This window comes from Pseudomonas sp. GW821-FHT07G10 (assembly GCF_059418545.1).
In genome coordinates this window covers 1-20,258 of the sequence record NZ_JBWKQB010000048.1, presented here as the reverse complement: position 1 = coordinate 20,258, position 20,258 = coordinate 1, and the positions used below count along the sequence as shown (strand labels likewise).

19 protein-coding genes and 1 riboswitch are annotated in these 20,258 nt (G+C 59.1%); of the genes, 7 read left to right on the top strand and 12 right to left on the bottom strand.

Going from position 1 to position 20,258, the window contains the following annotated elements; all coding sequences use genetic code 11:
* Positions 1 to 106: 106 nt before the first annotated feature.
* Positions 107 to 826, bottom strand: coding sequence for a 16S rRNA (uracil(1498)-N(3))-methyltransferase (locus tag AC07O1_RS29585; RefSeq protein WP_495091099.1), 720 nt, complete (start codon positions 824 to 826; stop codon positions 107 to 109).
* A gap of 135 nt (positions 827 to 961) precedes the next feature.
* A complete protein-coding gene (locus tag AC07O1_RS29580; protein ID WP_495091098.1) occupies positions 962 to 2,368 on the bottom strand; it encodes an adenosylmethionine--8-amino-7-oxononanoate transaminase in 1,407 nt (468 codons plus the stop codon).
* A 347-nt stretch (positions 2,369 to 2,715) separates the two neighbouring features.
* Here AC07O1_RS29580 and AC07O1_RS29575 point away from each other — a divergent pair, with 347 nt between their 5' ends.
* Positions 2,716 to 3,267: a cytochrome b gene (locus AC07O1_RS29575; protein WP_495091097.1), complete on the top strand. Its 552-nt coding sequence runs from the start codon at positions 2,716 to 2,718 to the stop codon at positions 3,265 to 3,267.
* Positions 3,268 to 3,299: 32 nt separating this feature from the next.
* A complete protein-coding gene (locus tag AC07O1_RS29570) occupies positions 3,300 to 3,881 on the top strand; it encodes a YceI family protein (protein WP_495091096.1) in 582 nt (193 codons plus the stop codon).
* 328 nt (positions 3,882 to 4,209) lie between these two features.
* On the opposite strand, the gene rhlE2 is transcribed toward AC07O1_RS29570, so the two are convergent.
* The 4 genes from rhlE2 to ahcY all read right to left on the bottom strand — a co-directional run bounded on the left by rhlE2 (position 4,210) and on the right by ahcY (position 9,748).
* Complete coding sequence (gene rhlE2 / locus AC07O1_RS29565; RefSeq protein ID WP_494990674.1) at positions 4,210 to 6,072, bottom strand: RNA helicase RhlE2; 1,863 nt, start codon at positions 6,070 to 6,072, stop codon at positions 4,210 to 4,212.
* Positions 6,073 to 6,297: 225 nt separating this feature from the next.
* On the bottom strand, positions 6,298 to 7,113 hold the full coding sequence (locus tag AC07O1_RS29560; RefSeq protein WP_495091095.1) for a substrate-binding periplasmic protein: 816 nt from the start codon (positions 7,111 to 7,113) through the stop codon (positions 6,298 to 6,300).
* Between the two features lie 135 nt (positions 7,114 to 7,248).
* Positions 7,249 to 8,094 (bottom strand): methylenetetrahydrofolate reductase [NAD(P)H], encoded by an 846-nt coding sequence (gene metF / locus AC07O1_RS29555; protein ID WP_494990672.1) that lies wholly within the window; start codon positions 8,092 to 8,094, stop codon positions 7,249 to 7,251.
* Between the two features lie 244 nt (positions 8,095 to 8,338).
* The gene (gene ahcY / locus AC07O1_RS29550; protein WP_494990671.1) at positions 8,339 to 9,748 is read right to left on the bottom strand and encodes an adenosylhomocysteinase; all 1,410 of its coding nucleotides are present in this window, start codon (positions 9,746 to 9,748) and stop codon (positions 8,339 to 8,341) included.
* A gap of 21 nt (positions 9,749 to 9,769) precedes the next feature.
* Positions 9,770 to 9,892, bottom strand: a riboswitch (S-adenosyl-L-homocysteine riboswitch).
* A gap of 198 nt (positions 9,893 to 10,090) precedes the next feature.
* Here ahcY and AC07O1_RS29545 point away from each other — a divergent pair.
* A complete protein-coding gene (locus AC07O1_RS29545; protein ID WP_489069042.1) occupies positions 10,091 to 10,495 on the top strand; it encodes an acyl-CoA thioesterase in 405 nt (134 codons plus the stop codon).
* 106 nt (positions 10,496 to 10,601) lie between these two features.
* On the opposite strand, the gene AC07O1_RS29540 is transcribed toward AC07O1_RS29545, so the two are convergent.
* Positions 10,602 to 11,771 (bottom strand): MFS transporter, encoded by a 1,170-nt coding sequence (locus AC07O1_RS29540; RefSeq protein WP_495091094.1) that lies wholly within the window; start codon positions 11,769 to 11,771, stop codon positions 10,602 to 10,604.
* A gap of 197 nt (positions 11,772 to 11,968) precedes the next feature.
* Between AC07O1_RS29540 and AC07O1_RS29535 the strand changes: the two genes are divergently transcribed.
* Both AC07O1_RS29535 and AC07O1_RS29530 read left to right on the top strand, forming a co-directional pair.
* Positions 11,969 to 12,802 carry an EamA family transporter gene (locus tag AC07O1_RS29535; RefSeq protein WP_495012022.1) on the top strand — a complete coding sequence of 278 codons (834 nt, stop codon included), beginning with the start codon at positions 11,969 to 11,971 and terminating at the stop codon, positions 12,800 to 12,802.
* A 36-nt stretch (positions 12,803 to 12,838) separates the two neighbouring features.
* Positions 12,839 to 13,225 (top strand): MAPEG family protein, encoded by a 387-nt coding sequence (locus AC07O1_RS29530; RefSeq protein ID WP_495091093.1) that lies wholly within the window; start codon positions 12,839 to 12,841, stop codon positions 13,223 to 13,225.
* A 16-nt stretch (positions 13,226 to 13,241) separates the two neighbouring features.
* Here the strand turns inward: AC07O1_RS29530 and mltA are convergent, their stop codons facing one another.
* The gene (mltA, locus tag AC07O1_RS29525; protein WP_494990667.1) at positions 13,242 to 14,414 is read right to left on the bottom strand and encodes a murein transglycosylase A; all 1,173 of its coding nucleotides are present in this window, start codon (positions 14,412 to 14,414) and stop codon (positions 13,242 to 13,244) included.
* Positions 14,415 to 14,542: 128 nt separating this feature from the next.
* Between mltA and AC07O1_RS29520 the strand changes: the two genes are divergently transcribed.
* Positions 14,543 to 14,992, top strand: a complete 450-nt coding sequence (locus AC07O1_RS29520; protein WP_494990666.1) for a c-type cytochrome — start codon at positions 14,543 to 14,545, stop codon at positions 14,990 to 14,992.
* Between the two features lie 92 nt (positions 14,993 to 15,084).
* Here AC07O1_RS29520 and AC07O1_RS29515 read toward each other — a convergent pair whose 3' ends face one another.
* The 4 genes from AC07O1_RS29515 to AC07O1_RS29500 all read right to left on the bottom strand — a co-directional run bounded on the left by AC07O1_RS29515 (position 15,085) and on the right by AC07O1_RS29500 (position 19,615).
* Positions 15,085 to 15,480, bottom strand: a complete 396-nt coding sequence (locus AC07O1_RS29515) for a DUF1090 domain-containing protein (RefSeq protein ID WP_495091092.1) — start codon at positions 15,478 to 15,480, stop codon at positions 15,085 to 15,087.
* Between the two features lie 96 nt (positions 15,481 to 15,576).
* On the bottom strand, positions 15,577 to 17,259 hold the full coding sequence (gene ligB, locus AC07O1_RS29510) for an NAD-dependent DNA ligase LigB (RefSeq protein ID WP_495091091.1): 1,683 nt from the start codon (positions 17,257 to 17,259) through the stop codon (positions 15,577 to 15,579).
* A 151-nt stretch (positions 17,260 to 17,410) separates the two neighbouring features.
* Complete coding sequence (metK, locus tag AC07O1_RS29505; RefSeq protein ID WP_495091090.1) at positions 17,411 to 18,601, bottom strand: methionine adenosyltransferase; 1,191 nt, start codon at positions 18,599 to 18,601, stop codon at positions 17,411 to 17,413.
* Between the two features lie 18 nt (positions 18,602 to 18,619).
* On the bottom strand, positions 18,620 to 19,615 hold the full coding sequence (locus AC07O1_RS29500; protein ID WP_494990662.1) for an ArsR/SmtB family transcription factor: 996 nt from the start codon (positions 19,613 to 19,615) through the stop codon (positions 18,620 to 18,622).
* A 260-nt stretch (positions 19,616 to 19,875) separates the two neighbouring features.
* Between AC07O1_RS29500 and AC07O1_RS29495 the strand changes: the two genes are divergently transcribed.
* Positions 19,876 to 20,258 (top strand): thiamine pyrophosphate-binding protein (locus tag AC07O1_RS29495; RefSeq protein WP_495091089.1); only part of this gene is annotated, 383 nt, incomplete at its 3' end.

The following is a 20,258-nucleotide window of genomic DNA, read 5'->3' as shown; positions in this document are numbered from 1 at the left end:
CCTGAGTCCTGTTGAATACAGAACTCAGGCCGCTCAGGCATAGATAGATAATCGTCCAACTTTGTGGGGTCAGTTCACTCTGCGTGGGAACGATCAAATAGTGCCGTTAGAAATCGCCCCACAACTGCTGTGCAATCGCCAGCGCCACCACCGGCGCCGTCTCGGTCCGCAACACTCTCGGGCCAAGACGGGCGGAATGGAAACCCGCGTCTTGAGCCTGATCGACTTCAGGGTCGGACAGCCCACCCTCCGGACCGATCAGGAAGGCCAGCGTCTGCGGCTTGGCATGGCTGACCAGCGGCTCGGCCACCGGGTGCAGCACCAGCTTCAACTCGGCTTCGGTCTGTTTCAACCAATCGGCCAGCAGCAGCGGCGGATGAATCACCGGTACGCGCGAACGCCCGCATTGCTCGCAAGCGCTGATGGCGACCTGGCGCCAGTGCATCAGGCGCTTGTCGGCACGTTCGTCCTTGAGGCGAACTTCGCAGCGGTCGCTGAAGATCGGAGTGATTTCAGTGACACCCAGCTCAGTGGCTTTCTGAATGGCCCAATCCATCCGCTCACCACGGGACAGACCCTGGCCCAGATGAATCTGCAGCGGCGATTCGATCTGCCCGGCGAAATGTTCATCCAGCTGCACCAGCACGCGCTTCTTGCCGACTTCCAGCAGCTTGCCGCGAAACTCAAATCCTGAGCCGTCGAATACTTGCAGCGCATCGCCTTCGGCCATTCGCAGCACGCGGCTGATGTAGTGCGCCTGGGCCTCTGGCAGTTCGTGTTCGCCCAGGTTCAGAGGGGCGTCGATAAAGAAGCGGGACAGTCTCATCATGGATCTCTGTAATTTGATCGTTCCCACGCTCCGCGTGGGAATGCCGCCATGGACGCTCCGCGTCCGCCTTGGATGTGACGCAGAGCGTCACGGGATCATTCCTTTGCTGCGCGTGGGAATGATCAGTGGGTATCAGCCCGGATCACGAAAATCCGGATGAAAATTCGCTGGCACCGCCACGCTGATATCGCTGCGAGTAGCGATATCAATCCCTTCACTGGCCACTTCGGCAAGGAAGTCGATCTGCTGCGCGGTGATCACATACGGCGGCAGGAAATACACCACGTTGCCCAGCGGCCGCAGCAACGCACCGCGCTCCAGCGCATGCTGGAACACCTTGAGCCCGCGACGTTCCTGCCACGGATAGGCTGTCTTGCCGGCCTTGTCCTGAACCATCTCGATGGCCAGCACCATGCCGGTCTGACGCACTTCCGAAACGTGCGGATGATCGACCAGATGCGCGGTTGAGCTGGCCATGCGCTGGGCGAGGGCCTTGTTGTTCTCGATCACGTTGTCTTGTTCGAAGATATCCAGGGTAGCCAGCGCCGCTGCACACGCCAGCGGATTGCCGGTGTAGCTGTGGGAGTGCAGGAAGGCGCGCAGGGTTGGATAGTCGTCGTAGAAAGCGCTATAGACCTCGTCGGTGGTCACACACGCAGCCAGTGGCAGATAGCCGCCGGTCAGCGCTTTGGACAGGCAGAGGAAGTCCGGACGGATGCCGGCCTGCTCGCAGGCGAACATCGTTCCGGTACGGCCAAAGCCGACAGCGATTTCGTCATGGATCAGGTGCACGCCGTAGCGGTCGCAGGCTTCGCGCAGCAGCTTGAGGTACACCGGGTGATACATGCGCATACCGCCAGCGCCCTGGATCAGTGGCTCGACGATCACTGCAGCGACGCTGTCATGGTTTTCGGCCAGGGTCTGTTCCATGGCGGCGAACATGTTGCGCGAGTGCTCTTCCCAGCCCATGCCCTCCGGGCGCAGGTAACAGTCCGGGCTCGGCACCTTGATTGTGTCGAGCAGCAGCGCCTTGTAGGTCTCGGTGAACAATGGCACATCACCGACCGACATCGCGGCGATGGTTTCGCCGTGGTAACTGTTGGTCAGGGTGACGAAGCGCTTCTTGTTCGGCTGGCCGCGGTTGAGCCAGTAGTGAAAGCTCATTTTCAGTGCAACTTCGATACAGGATGAGCCGTTATCGGCGTAGAAGCACCGGGTCAGGCCTTCGGGCGTCATCTGTACCAGGCGTTCGGACAGCTCGATCACGGGCTGATGGCTGAAACCGGCCAGGATTACGTGCTCAAGCTGATCGACCTGATCTTTGATGCGCTGATTGATCCGCGGGTTGGCGTGGCCGAACACATTGACCCACCAGGAGCTGACCGCATCGAGGTAGCGTTTGCCTTCGAAGTCTTCCAGCCAGACACCTTCACCACGCTTGATTGGAATCAGCGGCAGTTGTTGGTGATCTTTCATCTGGGTGCAGGGATGCCACAAAACTGCGAGATCACGTTGCATCCACTGATTATTCAGGCCCATTTTCACTCTCCTCGAGGCGGCTCGCGACGTGCGCAGGCAAACAATCGCGCAAGCCTATGCAATGCAAGTCCCTTGGACAACCTATTGTGTTGTTTGAGCTATCTTGAGTGGGGCGATAGAGGCGATGCCTGACGTATTCTTTGCGGTTCTTTGAGTCGTTGGACTCATAAATCCGGCACCTCCCTTGGGGGCACTGAATTGCGCCCCCCTATTTGCCGTTAATCTTTCCTTAACCAACTCAACTCAGACTCTTGATCGTATTTCTCGATATTTCAAAGCAAATTTTTGCGCTTTAATTCGATAGATAAGTGGTTAGTCTTGGTCGCAGTTCTTACAGGATTCAGGTAATGCAGCTACGTAACTCTTCCACTCGCTACGGCTGGGTCAGCATTTTTCTGCACTGGGGCGTAGCGCTCGCGGTTTTCGGTCTATTTGCCTTGGGCTTGTGGATGGTTGGTCTCGACTACTACAGCACCTGGCGAAAAGAAGCACCGGACCTTCATAAAAGCATTGGCCTGACGCTGTTCGCGATCATGTTGCTGCGGGTGTTGTGGCGCTTTATCAGCCCGCCGCCACCCGTGCCGGCCAGTCACGGGCGTTTGACTCGCCTTGGCGCCAAGCTCGGTCACGCCTTTCTTTATCTGAGCCTGTTCGCGGTGATGATCGCCGGTTACCTGATTTCCACCGCCGACGGCGTCGGGATTCCGGTGTTTGGTCTGTTCGATGTTCCTGCGCTGATTTCCGGTCTTCCCGACCAGGCTGATGTGGCGGGTGCTGTGCATTTGTATCTGGCCTGGATACTGGTGATCTTCTCCGGTGTGCATGCCCTGGCCGCTTTGAAACACCACTTTATAGACCGTGATGCGACCCTGACTCGAATGCTGGGGCGCAAAGCCTGACGTTCAATCTCAACTCAAAAGGAATAGAAAGCATGTTGAAAAAGACTCTCGCCGCTCTGGCAATCAGTACTGCATTGTTGTCTGCCGGTGGGGCGATGGCCGCGGACTACAAGATCGACAAGGAAGGCAATCACGCCTTCGTCAACTTCAAGATCAGCCACCTGGGCTTCAGCTACATCTACGGTAGCTTCAAGGACTGGGATGGGAGCTTCAGTTTTGATGCAAAAAATCCTGAAGCCAGCAAAATCAACGTCGTGCTGAAAACCGCCAGCGTCGATACCAACCACGCCGAACGTGACAAGCACATCCGCACACCGGATTTCCTCGATGCAGCGAAATTCCCGGAAGCGAAATTCGTCTCGACTTCGGTTAAATCGACCGGCGCTGACACTGCTGATGTGTCTGGCGAACTGACCCTGCACGGCGTGACCAAACCAGTGGTCATTGCTGCTCGCTTCCTGGGTGAAGGCAAGGATCCATGGGGTGGCTACCGCGCAGGCTTTGAAGGTACTACCACCATCAAGCTGAAAGACTTCGAGATTCAGAAAGACCTGGGTCCAAAGACCCAGGAGCTGGCACTGATCATCTCGTTCGAAGGTGTTCAAGCGAAGTAATGCTGAGACCGTAGGAGCGTAGCTTGCTCGCGATAACTACATCGGGAGCAGCAGAGATACCGAGCTGCCCCCATCGCGGGCAAGCCTCGCTCCTACAAAGACGCAAACTTGCTCGCGATAACTATATCGGGAGCACCAGAGATACCGAGCTGCCCGCATCGCGGGCAAGCCTCGCTCCTGCAAAGACGCAAGCTTGCTCGCGATAACTATATCGGGAGCACCAGAGATACCGAGCTGCCCCCATCGCGGGCAAGCCTCGCTCCTGCAAAGACACAAACAAAAACGCCCCCGATCGTGAGATCGGGGGCGTTTTTGTTAGCGGGAGAAATCAGCGATTGCGGGTCAGCAATGCTGGTTTCTCGCCACGTGGACGGCTTGGCAGTTGATCGAGTTGCTCAGGTGTCGGGAAGCGATCGCTTTTCGACTCCTTGTGCATGATCTTCGGCTGGTTTGCGCGCGGGTTTTGAACGGCTGGTTCCTGGCGCGACTGCTGATCGTCACGTGCCGGGCGACGGTTACGCGGCTCTTCGCGACGGGCCTGACCGTCACGTGGAGCACCGCTACGCGGGCCGTTGCGCTTGGCTGGCGGGGTACCAGTGCTGGCGCCGCTGCCATTGCGCGGAGCGCTTGGGCGACCTTGGCCACCGCTGCGAGACGGTGCGCCGGCACCTGAGCCTGCGCCTTGCGCTGGAGCGCCTGGACGGCGGCCACGGCCCTGAGGAGCTTTCTGTTGCGGGACGTAATCGACGCGATTACCGAAGTTATCGACATCGTCGTCCAGGAACTCGTCCGGTGCACGATCAGCGGCTGCGCGTGGAGCTGGCTGACGCTGTTCACGGGCCGGAGTGCCTTCGCGTGGCTTATGTTCGCGAGCAGGGCGTTCGGAGCGGGTCTCTTTGCCACCCTTGTCCTTGCCTTTGTCTTTGCGGCCACCGCCGCCACCGCTGCCATTCGGGCCGTCACCACGTGGACCGCGCGGAGTATTGCGCGGGTTACGCACATCCGGACGTTCACGGACTTCAGGTTTCTCGGCTTCTACGGCGCTGGAGTCAAAACCCATCAGGTCGCCATCGGCGATTTTCTGCTTGGTCATGCGCTCGATGCTTTTCAGCAGTTTTTCTTCATCCGGAGCCACCAGCGAGATCGCCTCGCCCGAACGACCGGCGCGGCCAGTACGGCCAATCCGGTGTACGTAGTCTTCGTCGACGTTCGGCAGCTCGAAGTTGACCACGTGTGGCAACTGGTCGATATCCAGGCCGCGAGCGGCGATATCGGTGGCCACCAGGATGCGCACTTCGCCGGCCTTGAAATCAGCCAGGGCTTTGGTGCGGGCGTTCTGGCTCTTGTTGCCGTGGATGGCGACGGCGCTCAGGCCGTGTTTGTCCAGGTACTCGGCCAGGCGGTTGGCGCCGTGCTTGGTACGGGTGAAGACCAGAACCTGTTCCCAGGCACCGGCAGTAATCAGGTGCGCCAGCAGCGAGCGCTTGTGGCTGGCGGCCAGGCGGAACACCCGTTGCTCGATGCGCTCGACCGTGGTGTTCGGTGGCGTGACTTCGATGCGCTCGGGGTTGTGCAGCAACTTGCCGGCAAGGTCTGTGATGTCCTTGGAGAAAGTTGCCGAGAACAGCAGGTTCTGGCGTTTGACCGGCAGGCGGGCAAGGACCTTTTTCACGTCATGGACGAAGCCCATGTCGAGCATCCGGTCGGCCTCGTCCAGCACGAGGATTTCCACGTGGGACAGGTCGACGCTGCCTTGGCCGGCGAGGTCGAGCAAGCGGCCCGGGCAGGCCACCAGCACGTCAACGCCACGGGACATGGCCTGGACTTGTGGGTTCATGCCGACGCCGCCGAAGATGCAGGCGCTGACGAACTTCAGGTCGCGGGCATAGACCTTGAAGCTTTCATGTACCTGAGCGGCGAGTTCGCGAGTCGGGGTCAGGACCAGTACGCGCGGTTGGCGCGGGCCGTGACGCTGGGATTTGTCCGGGTGACCGTTGGGGAACAACCGCTCCAGAATCGGAAGGGCGAAGCCGCCGGTTTTACCAGTACCTGTCTGTGCCGCGACCATCAAATCGCGACCTTGCAACACGGCGGGAATAGCCCGCTGTTGCACCGGAGTAGGCTCGGTATAGCCCGCTGCCTCGATGGCGCGGACTAAAGCCTCGGAGAGACCGAGGGAAGCAAAGGACATGAGTAATCCTGTTTTAGTTAGGGCTTGGCCCAAAGGGATAGTCTTGCCTGGCGTGAATCGCGTTTAAGAGGACGCAATCCCGTCCGGTCCTGCTTCGGTCTTGAAAGCTTGTCTGAAAGCGCTCGCGCGGGCCTGGGGCTGCGCTGTAGCGGTGTCGAGATGCCTTGTACAAGGTCGAGCGTCCGGGCGTGAGCCTGGCGGGAAGGCCGGAGTATAACAGAGCAATCAGTGTGCGCTGCTTTCCTGCTGCTCAACGGTTTTTCCTGCGCTGTCTGGAGGTGTCGCTTGCCGGGTCGTTATGGTCTTGTGACCGGCGTACCGGGCGCTAAGCGCGGCGTAGGCCGGTTCACGCTTGAAGCGCTTGAGCTCTGCACCGAAGCGCTGTACCAGCAAATCCATGCCTGCATTGCGCCGCAGCGCCAGAAACTGGCTATTGCTGCTGATCATCGTGGGGTTTTCACTGATCTGGTCGCGTAAATGCAATTCATCGAGCAAGTACTGGCCAACCCGGCGATCAGTGATCAGCAAGTCGATGCGGCCGCGCACCAGTTTGCCGAAGTTGGCTTCATGGCTGGGCGCTGGTTCGCGCTTGAACAGAGTCGACTCGCTGAAATCCTGGCTGTACATGTAGCCTGGCGACGTCCCGACAGTCAGGCCGCGCAGGTCGTCCAGGGTGCGAATGGGGTGAGGTCGGTCATTGGCGTAGAACAGTACGAACTCCACTTGCGACAGCGGCTCGCCGGGATAAAGCAGTGTGTTGTCACGTTCGTCGCTGTGAAAAATATCCAGTGCGCCGTCGGCCTGACCTTGCTCCAGCATGGCCAGGCAACGCTTCCAGGGCAGGAACTGCCACTCCACATCGATTCCCAGGCGCTGGAAGACGATGGCCGTGGTTTCGTAGTCCAGGCCACGAAACTCGCCGTTTTCCTCGTACACATAGGGAGCCCAGGGCTCGGTGACAATGCGCAGCTTCTCGCCTCGAGCGGTAAAGCTCAGGCAAGTAAAAAGAAGGAGGGTCAACAGTTGGGCAATGACGGGCATTGCTGGAGATTACGACGAGACTTCAGCAATAGCCAGAACCGGTGTTGGAAGCTCTAGCTCAAGGGTGTCGAAGGGCCGGAAAATCAAAAGACCGCTGCCAGAGGCTGCGATCTCTTGATCTTGCTTGCGGCTGTTTTAACGTGGCAGTTTCAGGTTATTCCAGACAGCCAGGCTAGGTTCGGCCTGATTCAGGGTATAGAAGTGCAACCCTGGTGCGCCGCCTTGCAGCAAGCGTTCGCACATCTGGGTGATGACCTGCTCACCGAAAGCTTGAATGCTCTGGGTGTCGTCACCGTAGGCTTCCAGCTGCTTGCGGATCCAGCGTGGGATTTCCGCACCGCAGGCGTCGGAGAACCGTGCCAGCTTGCTGTAGTTGGTGATCGGCATGATGCCCGGCACGATCGGGATGTTCACGCCCATCTGACGCACGCGCTCGACGAAGTAGAAGTAGCTGTCGGCGTTGAAGAAGTACTGGGTGATGGCACTGTTGGCGCCAGCGTTGGCTTTGCGCACGAAATTGGTTAGATCATCTTCGAAATTGCGCGCTTGCGGGTGCATTTCCGGGTAAGCGGCGACTTCGATGTGGAAGTGGTTGCCGGTTTCTTCACGAATGAAGCTCACCAGATCATTGGCGTAGCGCAGTTCGCCACTGGCCACGCCCATACCCGAGGGCAGGTCACCGCGCAGGGCGACAATGCGGGTGATGCCCGCATTCTTGTACTGGCTCAGCAGGTTGCGCAGGTCATTCTTGCTATCGCCGACGCAGGACAAGTGCGGTGCGGCAGAGACTTTGACTTCGCTTTCGAGCTGCAGCACGGTGTTGAGCGTGCGATCACGGGTGGAACCACCGGCACCATAGGTGCAGGAGAAGAAATCGGGGTTGTAACTGGCCAGCTGACGGGCAGTGGCGAGGAGCTTTTCATGCCCAGCATCGGTCTTGGTCGGGAAGAACTCGAAGCTGTAGCGACGGTCTTGGGACATGGGAATACCCTTGGAAACTCTGTAGGAGCGGCCGGTCGACGCTCGATTGCTCGCGATAGCGCTTTAGCTGCCTCTACATGCATAAGGAGCGGCCGCTTACTGTAGGAGCCGAGCTTGCTCGCGATAGCATCACCGTGGTGTTACTGAAACACCGCGGTGCCTGCACGCGAGCAAGCTCGGCTCCTACAGTAAGCGCTGCTCCTGCATAAGCCCGCTCCCACAGGGGAGCGGACAGCAGTGCCGATCAGTAGCGGTAAGCGTGCGGCTTGAACGGGCCTTCGACGGTAACGCCGATGTACTCAGCCTGTTGCTTGGTCAGTTGAGTGACCACGCCACCGAAACCGCGGACCATTTCCAGGGCCACTTCTTCGTCGAGCTTCTTCGGCAGTACTTCAACGGTCAGGCGCTCGGCTTTCTGGGCTGGCGACAGGTCGGCGTACTTCTGACCGAACAGGAAGATCTGCGCCAAAACCTGGTTGGCGAACGAACCGTCCATGATGCGGCTTGGGTGGCCAGTGGCGTTACCCAGGTTAACCAGACGGCCTTCGGCCAGCAGGATCAGGTAGTCGTCGTTCTGTGCGTCGAAATCGCCAGGGCCGGTACGGTGAACCTTGTGAACCTGTGGTTTCACTTCTTCCCATGCCCAGTTCTTGCGCATGAAAGCGGTGTCGATTTCGTTGTCGAAGTGACCGATGTTGCAGACAACGGCACGCTTCTTCAGGGCCTTGAGCATGTTCGAGTCGCAAACATTGACGTTACCGGTGGTGGTCACGATCAGGTCGATCTTGCCCAGCAGCGCTTTGTCGATGCTTGCTTCTGTACCGGTGTTGATACCGTCGATGAACGGCGAAACCAGTTCGAAACCGTCCATGCAGGCTTGCATGGCGCAGATCGGGTCGACTTCGGAAACTTTGACGATCATGCCTTCCTGACGCAGGGACTGCGCAGAGCCCTTGCCCACGTCACCGTAGCCGATGACCAGCGCTTGCTTGCCGGACAGCAGGTGGTCGGTGCCGCGCTTGATCGCGTCGTTCAGGCTGTGACGGCAGCCGTACTTGTTGTCGTTCTTGCTCTTGGTCACCGAGTCGTTGACGTTGATGGCCGGGATTTTCAGCTCGCCCTTGGCCAGCATGTCCAGCAGGCGGTGAACGCCGGTGGTGGTTTCTTCGGTGACGCCGTGAACGCGCTCCAGAACGGCAGGGTACTTCTTGTGCAGCAGCTCGGTCAGGTCGCCGCCGTCGTCGAGGATCATGTTGGCGTCCCATGGCTGGCCATCTTTCAGGATGGTCTGCTCCAGGCACCACTCGTACTCTTCTTCAGTCTCGCCTTTCCAGGCGAAAACCGGGATGCCGGCAGCAGCGATAGCGGCAGCGGCCTGGTCTTGAGTCGAGAAAATGTTGCAGGATGACCAGCGTACTTCGGCACCCAGGGCAACCAGGGTTTCGATCAGCACGGCAGTCTGAATGGTCATGTGGATGCAGCCGAGGATTTTTGCGCCTTTGAGCGGCTGCTCACCAACGTACTTGCGACGCAGACCCATCAGGGCCGGCATTTCCGATTCGGCGATGATGGTTTCGCGACGGCCCCAGGCGGCCAGGGACATGTCGGCGACTTTGTAGTCGTTAAAATCTGCAGGCGTAATTACAGCGCTCATCAAGAGCCTCCATTCGTAGTGTGCGAATGGGCGCCGTTGTGCGTTTAGTGTCTGTGCAGAAAGCCCTTGAAAGGAGAGCTCTGTACAAACAACGCCCCATCCGAGCCTGACAGGTCAATACCTGCTGCAGCGCCCCTCGGACAGGTGGCGGGAAAACGGTATCAAGTGAAGATGACCGTTTTGAAACGGAGGCGATTATAGCCGTGTCGGCGATTGATCCCAAGGCTTTCTGTCGGCCGATGTTCCAACGGTAATCGAGTCCATAGTCATTGCTTGATAGAGGTCGGTGCTGCGGTCTGCCATGATGGCCAGCATCAATCGGCAAGACGGTCAGGAGTGAGCATGAATTTCCACACCCGCAAATGGGTAAAACCCGAAGACCTCAACCCCAACGGTACGCTGTTCGGCGGCAGCCTGTTGCGCTGGATCGACGAAGAAGCGGCGATCTACGCCATCGTCCAGCTGGGTAACCAGCGCGTGGTCACCAAGTACATTTCGGAAATCAACTTCGTCAGCGCCTCGCGTCAGGGCGACATTATCGAGCTGGGCATCACCGCCACCGAGTTCGGTCGCACCTCGATCACCCTGACCTGCGAAGTGCGCAACAAGATCACCCGTAAAAGTATCCTCACGGTCGAGAAAATGGTTTTCGTGAATCTCGGTGAAGATGGTTTGCCGGCACCCCATGGCCAGACCGAGATCAAGTATGTGAAGGATCAGTTCAAGGAAGACGCGCCTGTCGAGTAACGTGAGGCTTCTGTAGGAGCTGCCGGTCGACGCTCGATTGCTCGCGATAGCGCGATTCGTCGCGCCAGAGATACCGTGTCGTATTCATCGCGGGCAAGCCTCGCTCCTACGCGGAAACATTGACCGCAGCCGCGCTGCGACGTTGCAGATAGATGAAGAAAAGCGCTGTGAGCACGGTAAGGCCGCCGACCAGTGCACCGGTCCAGGGCAGGTCGGCGAGGTCGGTGCCGCTGGCGACCACCAGTCCGCCGATCCAGGCGCCAGCGGCATTGCCGAGGTTGAAGGCACTTTGGTTCAGGGTCGAACCAAGATTTGGCGCTTCATGGGCCTGGTCGATGATCAGCAGTTGCAGGATCGGGCACAAGGCGAAAGCGAACACGCCCCACAGCAACAAGGTGATGGCGGCCGGGATCACCGAGTGGCTGGTCTGACTGAACGCAGCCAGGACCAACACCACGGCCAACGCCATGCCCACCAATGACGGCAGCAAGCGGCTGTCTGCCAGGCGACCGCCGAGTATGCTGCCGGCGGTCAGGCCGACGCCGAACAACAGCAACATGATGGTGATGCCGTGGGGGCTTACACCGGTGATGTCCTGCAGGATCGGCGCAATGTAGGTGAAGACGCTGAACAGGCTGGTGGACGCCAGCACGCTCATGCCCAGTGCCAGCAGCACATTGGCTTTGCCCAGCACTTTGAACTCGCTGGCCAGATTGGCTTTGTCCATGGCGATTTCCTTTGGCAGCCAGACCCATTGGGCAATGGCCGCAATCACGCCGATCACCGAGACTGCCCAGAAGGTCGAGCGCCAACCGGCATATTGTCCCAGGGCTGTCCCCAATGGCACGCCGAGCACATTAGCCAGAGTCAGGCCGGTGAACATCATGGCAATCGCCTGAGCCCGTTTGTTCGGTGCCACCAATCCGGCGGCGACCACCGAGCCGATGCCGAAGAACGCGCCGTGGCAAAGGGCGGTGATCACCCGGGCAGCCATCAAGGTCGTGTAGTTCGGCGCCAGGGCGCAGAGGATGTTGCCGAGGATGAACATCAAGGTCATGCCCAGCAGCGTGGCTTTGCGCGGCATGTTGGCGGTGCCGATTGCCAGGATCGGTGCACCGAACACCACGCCCAGGGCGTAGCCGCTGATCAGCAGGCCAGCGTCGGGAATGCTGACGCCAAGGTCTCTGGCGACATCGGGCAGCAAACCCATGATGACGAATTCAGTAGTGCCGATGCCGAAAGCGGCAACAGCCAGTGCAAACAAGGCGAGTGGCATGCGCAGGGTCTCTGTCTGTAGTCTTGACGCTCTGATCAGGCATACGCATGCAGGCTACCTTCTCCATTGGATTGGGCAGTTGCAAAAAATTATTGGAATAGGTATTTGCGCAACTGAGTGCGGCGTGGTCGGCCTCAGTATAAACAGCTGCCAACATATGGCGAATCAATTCTCTTGATCCAGACAAGGAGGGTGCCGTGCTTGCGACGGCTCTGGTGTTAGTGGCGGCACTGTTGCACGCGGCCTGGAATACCCTGATCAAGTTCAGTGGTGAGCGGTTGTTGGTGGTGGCCTGTATGGACAGCGTAGCGATGCTCTTGGTGGCGCTAATGCTACCTTTCGTGTCGCTTCCACCAGTCGAAATCTGGCCGTGGATCCTGGCTTCCGCGGCGTTCGAGTTGCTCTATCGCTACCTGCTGATTCAGGCCTACCGGGTCGGTGATCTGGGACTTGTCTACCCGTTGATGCGTGGGTTGTCGCCACTGGTGGTGCTGGCCTTGACGCTGATTTTCGCTGGCGAAGTGCTGACGACCCAGCAAACCCTCGGGATTTTACTGATCCCCTTCGGCATGCTCTGTCTGCTCTGGCAGGGCGGAGGCGGCGAACGTTTGCCGTGGTCGATGCTGCCGGTGGTCGCGTTGATCGGTCTGTGTATCGGTTGCTACACCTTCATCGACGGCCAGGCCTTGCGGCGCTGGTCCCGCCCGTTGGATTACCTGGTGTGGGTGACGTTGCTCAGTGCCTGGCCGTTTCCTTTGCTGGCGCTGGTGCGTAAGCGTGCGGCCTACATGTCGTTCTGGCGCGAGCAATGGCGATTGGGGTTGAGCGTCGGGTTCTGCGTGTTGTTCAGCTACGCTTTGGTGCTATGGGCCATGCAGTTGGGCTCGATTGCCGAAGCAGCGGCACTGCGCGAGATCAGTGTGATTCTGGTGGTGCTGTTTGGCATGCGCTACTTGAAAGAACCTTTCGGCCGACCGCGGCTCCTGGCCTGTGGGCTGGTGCTGGTCGGCATGCTCGTGATGAAGTTTTAAACCGTACTTCAAAAGAACGCCAAGAAGGAAACTGCAATGACTGTCGCATTCTGGTGTGTGTTGATCGCCATTTTTCTCCCTTACCTGTGCACCTATGTTGCCAAGTTCAGTGGCGGCAAATTCGGGCTGCGGGAGAACCATGATCCGCGGGCCTTTCTCGACAACCTGGAAGGGCTCGCCAGGCGCGCACACTCCGCGCAATTGAACAGCTTCGAAGTGATCCCGGCGTTTGCCGCAGGGGTGATCATTGCGCATATCGCCGACAACGCTGAGCTGGTGACCATCGATGTGTTGGCGGTGTTGTTCATCACCAGCCGCTTGCTCTACATCATTTGCTATCTGGCGGATTGGGCGATATTGCGTTCGCTGGTGTGGTTTGTGGGTATGGCGCTCATTACCGGTTTCTTTATTGTTTCGATGTAGAAGGACGACGCAGCTGCTAGGGGGTAGTTGGCGCGTCGGGCACCTTTGGCAACACCGCGCCTTTAGGCCACAGCATCCAGATCTGTCCCTGCTGTTTCATATCCCCGGCCAATTGCCCTGCCGCATCACCTGTTCCCCAGAACAGATCTGCACGGACTTCGCCGGTAATGGCGCCACCCGTGTCCTGAGCCGCAACCGGACGAACCAGTCCGGAGCCGTCAGGTCGTGTGGTTGATAACCACAACAGGCTGCCCAGCGGAATCACCTTGCGGTCCACTGCGACGCTGTAGCCAGCGGTCAACGGTACGTTGAGCGAGCCGCGCGGGCCCTCATTGCTGTCCGGGTTGCGATTGAAAAACACGTAGCTGGGGTTGCTGCCGAGCAGTTCTGGAATCCGCGTTGGATGCGTCTTGGCCCAGGCGCTGATGGCGCCCATGGTCACGTCTTCTTTTTTCAGCTCGCCCTGGTCGACCAGCCAACGACCGATTGGCCGATACGGGTGACCATTCTGATCGGCATAACCGATGCGCAGCTGACGGCCGTCTTCCAGTTGAATGCGGCCCGACCCCTGGATCTGCAGAAATTGTAGATTCATCGGATCGGTCAGCCAGGCAATGACTGGCGCCTTGACGCCCTTGGCATCGATGGCGGCAGCATCGTCATAGGGCTTGAGCACCCGACCTTCGAGCCGGCCACGCAGGCGCTTGCCTTTGAGTTCCGGGTAAATGCTGTCGAGCGCTACGATGATCATGTCGTCGGGCACGCCATAGACGGGTACCGTCGCTTGCGCCGTCTGGCTCAGGCTGCCTGGATACACCGGTTCGTAATAGCCGGTGATCAGGCCGTTGCCACTGCCATTGGCAGAGCGCAGGCCGTAAACGTCCAGATGTTCCTTGAGGAAACCACGAATATCGCCAGGCGTCTGCGGCACATTGGCTGCCGTCGTGCAGGTGGCGGCCCAGATCGGGTCAGCCTTGAGTCGGGTGCAGGCACTGCGCCAGGAGCCAAAGCCGGCGAGCAAATCATTATCGGAAACGGCGGGCAGTGCATCCCAGGTCGCACTGGTGTAGGTGGCGACAGCATGTGTTTTCGGCTTTGTGTTGTCGCCACCAGTGCAACCGGCAAGCAGGGCGACTATCGGTAGAGTCCAGGTCAGGCTTCGACGCCATGCCTTGAAATTGCTATTCATTCGGTATTTCCTTTGCCGGTTGCCCAAGCGCTTGAAGCGTTCAAACAAACCGTATTGTTAATAGGGCTATTGGTCTTTGCGGATGACGCGAGGATACTGGCCGCCGTTTCCCGTGACCTGAAGCCACCATGACTCTTAAAAGACTTTCTGTTGTATTGCTGGCCTGCTTGACGCTGTCCGCCTGCGGTGGTGTCGATCCGAACTCGCCGCTGGGTCAGCGCAAGGCAATCTTCAAGCAAATGCTCAAGGCTGGTGAAGACCTGGGCGGTATGTTGCGCGGGCGCATTCCCTTCGACGGGGGGCGCTTTGCCGAGGGAGCGGTGAAACTGGACAGTTTGTCCCGCGAACCGTGGAAGCATTTTCCGCAGGTCAAGGAAGAGGATCACACCAGCGCCAAGGACAATGTCTGGCAGCAGCAGGCACGCTTTCAGGAGTTGGCCCGCACGCTGGAAGCCGCCACCGGCGAACTGGTGATCGTCAGCAAGGTTCAGCCCTACAAGGCCAGTAACCTGGGCCCGGCGGTGCAGAAAGTCGAAGATGCCTGTAGTGCGTGTCATAAGCAGTTTCGTGATCATTGATCTTTCAGCTCAATAGATAACCCTGTGGCGAGGGAACAGGCTCGCTCGCCACAAAAGCCCCTTGCCACAACTAGCACCGGCCTTGTCCAGCCTTATTTATCCAGCTCGTTCAGTGCGTCCTGCAGTTCTTTGCGGGATTTGGCGAGTTTGTCTTTGAGTTTGTTGATCTTCTCGGAGTCGCCTTTTTTCATGGCTTTCTCAAGGTCGGTCTGACGGCGGCTGACTTCGTGCTTGGCATCGAGCACCTTGTTCTCCCGCTCTTTCTTTAAAGACGAGTCGGTGCAATGGGCAGTAACTTCGCTCAGGGCTTTTTCAAGACCCGCCTGCTGATCACTGTTGCCGTTGGTTTTAGCCTGGTCGATCTGGGTGCTGATGGCCTGACCTTTAGCCGCACAGCCGGTGAGCTCGAGGGTTTCTTCTGTGGCCAGCAGGGGGGTGGCCAGCAGACTGCAAACCGTGAGCAGGGCGAGCGGTGACAAAAAATTCATAAAAGGCTCCGTGAAAAAAATCGCTTTCAGGTCTGCATACAGATGCGCTGTTGGAGCTCATCTACATTCATCGGGTTCAAAACTGCCGGGAGGCCACTAAAAGCCATCAATCCCGGCAGCGCGTAATTCTTCACTCAAGGCCAGTACCTGCGGGTCGCGGAAAAACGCGCTCAATTGCGCGGCCCGTCCCGGGCCGATCCCGGCTTCGGTTTGCCATTGTTCGGTGCTTCTTGCTGCCAGCGCCTGCCATGGGCCTGTGAGGCGGGCATCAGCTGTCGGCGGCAGGCCCAAGGCTTTCAGCCAGCGTGCAAAAGGGCGTTGCCTGGCGTCGCGCAAACTACTGAGCAGGCGGGCGCTGCTGCGTTCGCCGAAGCCGTCAATGTTAGCAAGCTCTTGCGTGTCGAGGGTCAACCAATCGAGCAGACTGTTGATGCGCCCGGCGCTGATCAGTTTTTCCCAGGTGCCGGGGCCAATATGTTGCAACGCCAACCCCTGCTTGCCACTGAGCCAGATCAGGCGTGCCAGGAACTGGCTCTCACATCCCGGTACAGGCTGCCAGCAACTCAGGTGATGAAAGTCCTCCGCTCGCGGTGCGACTACCGCCGGGCGCTCCGTACTGCGCAAAACGACGCTGTCGAGGCGGGGAATGGTCAAGCCTGCCAGGCTGATCGCAACTTGATCGCCGGGACGGATGTCCAGCGCCTGCCAGCGTTGCAGCGAGCTGACACTCACGCGTTTGATCTGCCGGTCATCCAGTGTCACCGGCTTGAGTTCCAGTACCGGGGTGATTCGCCCGGTACGGCCGATCTTGAAATTGACCTTGCGCACTTCTGCCAAAGCCTGGACAAACGGGTACTTCCAGGCGGCACTCCAATAAGGTGTTCTGGCTTGCCAGCGTTGTGCGGGTGGGCGCTGACTCTGGCGCAGCACCACGCCGTCGCTGGCAAACGGCAGGGGCGTGCGATACCAGTGTTCGCGCCATTGTTCGGCGTCAGCAAAACGTGTAACCGGATGGCTGTATTGCACGCTTTGGGTAAAGCCCAGTGCCTTCAAGCCGGTCAGCCGTTCGGGCAGGGTGGCCGGGCCTTGCGGCCAATCCCAGACGAACAACCCGATACCATCAGCCTGGGCAGTACTGAGTTCTTTGCGTGCCATCAATCCGGCAACGGTGCTGCGGGCGTTGAGGCTGCCGGCCTTGGCTTGCACATGGTCGGTGAGGCGCCAATAGAGTTCGCCTTGAAGCTGCAGATCGACAGCTTGCGGCAGGTGCGCGGGGATGGCGTCGAGCTTGCGGGCCGAGGCTGTCCAGTCTTGCCCCTGGACACCGTCACCGCGACTGATCACCTGCGTTAACCGACCCTGGCGATATACCAGCGTTACTGCCACGCCATCGACTTTTGGTTGAATCCATACGTCGTTGCGGCTATTGAGCCAGGCTTCGACGGCGCGGCTGTCGGCGAGTTTCTCCAGGCCGGTATGGGGGATGGGGTGGGCAATGGGCCCTATGGCGGTGCGCAAGGGACGATTCAATGGCTCGTTGGCCAGGGGGAAGCACGCACGCCATTGTGTGAGTCGGGCGCGGGACTGGTCGTAAAGCTCGTCGGTGACCAGAGAGCGACCTTGTCGATGGTAGTTGTCGTCCCAGCGATCGATGTGGTGTTGCAATGCGCCGATCTCCTTCTCGGCTCGTGCCGGTGGCCAGTCGGGGCAAGTGTTCGCGTTGGCGTTCAGGTAACAGAGGACCAGCCATAAACCGGTGAACAGACGCATCGTGAGCATCCTTGCTCGGGTGGGATGCTTAAGGCTAGGTCAGCTGCGGTGATGGAGAGCGGTGGTGAACGAGTCGGTGTCTTTCCGGGTGTGTCGGTCTGGGCACAAAAAAGCCCCGCAGGGCGAACCGTGCGGGGCTTTTGGTGCAGCTGAAGAACGATTACAAGCCGGCAGCAGCGCGCAGGGATTCGGCGCGGTCGGTGCGTTCCCAGGTGAACGTGGTGAAGGTGTCGTTGCCGACGGTCTTCACTTGCGGCGTACGACCGAAGTGGCCGTAGGCTGCGGTTTCCTGGTACATCGGGTGCAGCAGGTCAAGCATGGTGGTGATTGCGTATGGACGCAGATCGAAGCATTCACGGACCAGGTTGATGATTTTTTCATCGCTGATCTTGCCGGTGCCAAAGGTGTTCAACGAGATCGAAGTCGGCTGAGCGACGCCGATGGCGTAGGAAACCTGAATCTCGCAACGCTCGGCCAGGCCTGCAGCGACGATGTTCTTGGCCACGTAACGACCGGCGTAGGCGGCAGAGCGGTCAACCTTCGATGGATCTTTACCGGAGAATGCGCCACCACCGTGACGAGCCATGCCGCCGTAAGTGTCGACGATGATCTTGCGGCCGGTCAGGCCGCAGTCGCCAACCGGGCCACCGATGATGAAGTTGCCGGTCGGGTTGATGTGGAACTGGGTGTCTTTGTGCAGCAACTCGGCTGGCAGCACGTGCTTGACGATCAGCTCCATCACGCCTTCGCGCAGATCTTTGTAAGATACTTCCGGGTTGTGCTGGGTCGACAGAACGACGGCGTCGATGCCCACGACCTTGCCGTTTTCATAACGGCAGGTGACTTGGGATTTGGCGTCCGGGCGCAACCACGGCAGCAGGCCGGATTTACGGGCTTCAGCCTGGCGCTGCACCAACTGGTGAGAGAAGGTGATCGGTGCTGGCATCAGCACGTCGGTTTCGTTGCTGGCGTAGCCGAACATCAGGCCCTGGTCGCCGGCGCCCTGGTCTTCCGGCTTGCTGCGGTCAACGCCCTGGGCGATGTCTACCGACTGCTTGCCGATGATGTTCATCACGGCACAGGTCGCACCGTCGAAGCCGACGTCGGAGCTGTCGTAACCGATGTCGATAATGACTTTACGGACGATGTCTTCCAGATCAACCCAGGCCGAAGTGGTGACTTCGCCAGCGATGATTGCTACGCCGGTTTTCACCAGAGTCTCGCACGCCACACGGGCGAACTTGTCTTCAGCAATGATGGCGTCCAGCACCGCATCAGAAATCTGGTCGGCGATTTTGTCCGGATGCCCTTCAGACACGGACTCGGAGGTGAAAAGGGAATATTCGCTCATCTCGATGGTTTCCTGAATTTACCGATGGTGAGTGTCGCCAGCCGGTCGCTGAAAGTGGCGTACCTGGATCTGGAAACCATTACGTAAGCCTACATAGAGGCTTTCCCCGGGAACGAGTCCCGCAGCGGTGGCCCAACGGGCCAAATCGTCCTGTTCAAAACCCAACCAAAGATCACCGCAGGCCTCCCTGGCCCAACTTTGATTGTGGCTACACAACTCTGTCACTAACAGGCTACCGCCTGGTTGCAGCAAGTTGGCCATGTGCTTGAGTGCCTCGGCCGGTGCCGCGAAATGGTGCAGCACCATGTTCAGCACCACGCAATCGGCCTGAAGGCTTACGCCATTCAATGCATCGGCCAATTGCAGGCTGACGTTAGTCAGGGATTCACGCTCACAGACCTGACGTGCCAGTTCGAGCATCGCCGGGCTGTTGTCCAGCGCCGTGATCTGACTGAAACGTTGCGCCAGCTCTGGCAGAAAACCGCCGTCGCCGGGCCCGACTTCAATGGCCGTGGCGCCACTGTCGAAACTCAGCTTGTCGAGCAGCGCCAGTACGCTTTCGCGGTATTGCGCCAACCCGGCGATCAAGTCTTGCTGGGCACGAAATTTTTCCGCAACCCGTGAGAAAAAGTCCTGGCTGGCCGCGGCCCGCTGCCCATGGACCTGACCGATCCGCGACCGCACATCGGCAGGCAGGGTCAGGTTGTCCACTTCATCGAGCAGGGCTGCGTGCAGCTTGCCGCCCAGCAGCTCGGTGTGGGGCAGGGCACGACGGTAGAAAATCGCGTTGCCTTCGCGGCGGCTCGCCACCAGGTCAGCCTGGGCCAGCACCTTCAAATGGTGGCTCATGCCGGATTGGCCGATGGCGAAGATCTGTGCCAGCTCCAGCACGCCGAACGAATCGTTGGCCAGCGCACGCAATACATTCAGCCGTAACGGATCGCCGCCGGCTTTGCACAGGGCAGCCAGCTCATCGGATTCGTCATGGCGAATGGAAGGTACGCGCAGGTTCATAGGGCTGGCAGTCTAGTGAGGGTGCGAAATCCTCGCAAGAGCAATATCAAAAAGTTTTGATATTGCTCGATAAATGGCACTTCAAGGGCTTGGGTTCACGCTACAAATGAACAGCGGAATGGTTTCACCAAGAGATTGGGCCTTTATCCACAGGAAAAAGTCGCTTGAGTGACTATCTGTCATTGCCCCAAGGCTGTCCGCTGGGGGAAAATGCTCGCCTTTTTTCCGTTTCGTTTTATTTAGCCCCCAGGAGATCAGCGATGCCCAGCCGTCGTGAGCGTGCCAACGCCATTCGTGCCCTCAGCATGGATGCCGTGCAAAAAGCCAACAGCGGCCATCCCGGTGCCCCTATGGGTATGGCGGATATCGCCGAAGTACTTTGGCGTGACTACCTCAAGCACAACCCGAGCAATCCATCGTTTGCCGACCGTGACCGGTTCATCCTGTCCAACGGCCACGGCTCGATGTTGATCTACTCGCTGCTGCACCTGACCGGCTATGACCTGTCGATCGATGACCTGAAAAACTTCCGCCAGCTGCACAGCCGCACCCCGGGTCACCCGGAGTACGGCTATACCCCGGGCGTTGAAACCACCACCGGCCCGCTGGGCCAGGGTCTGGCCAACGCTGTCGGTTTCGCCTT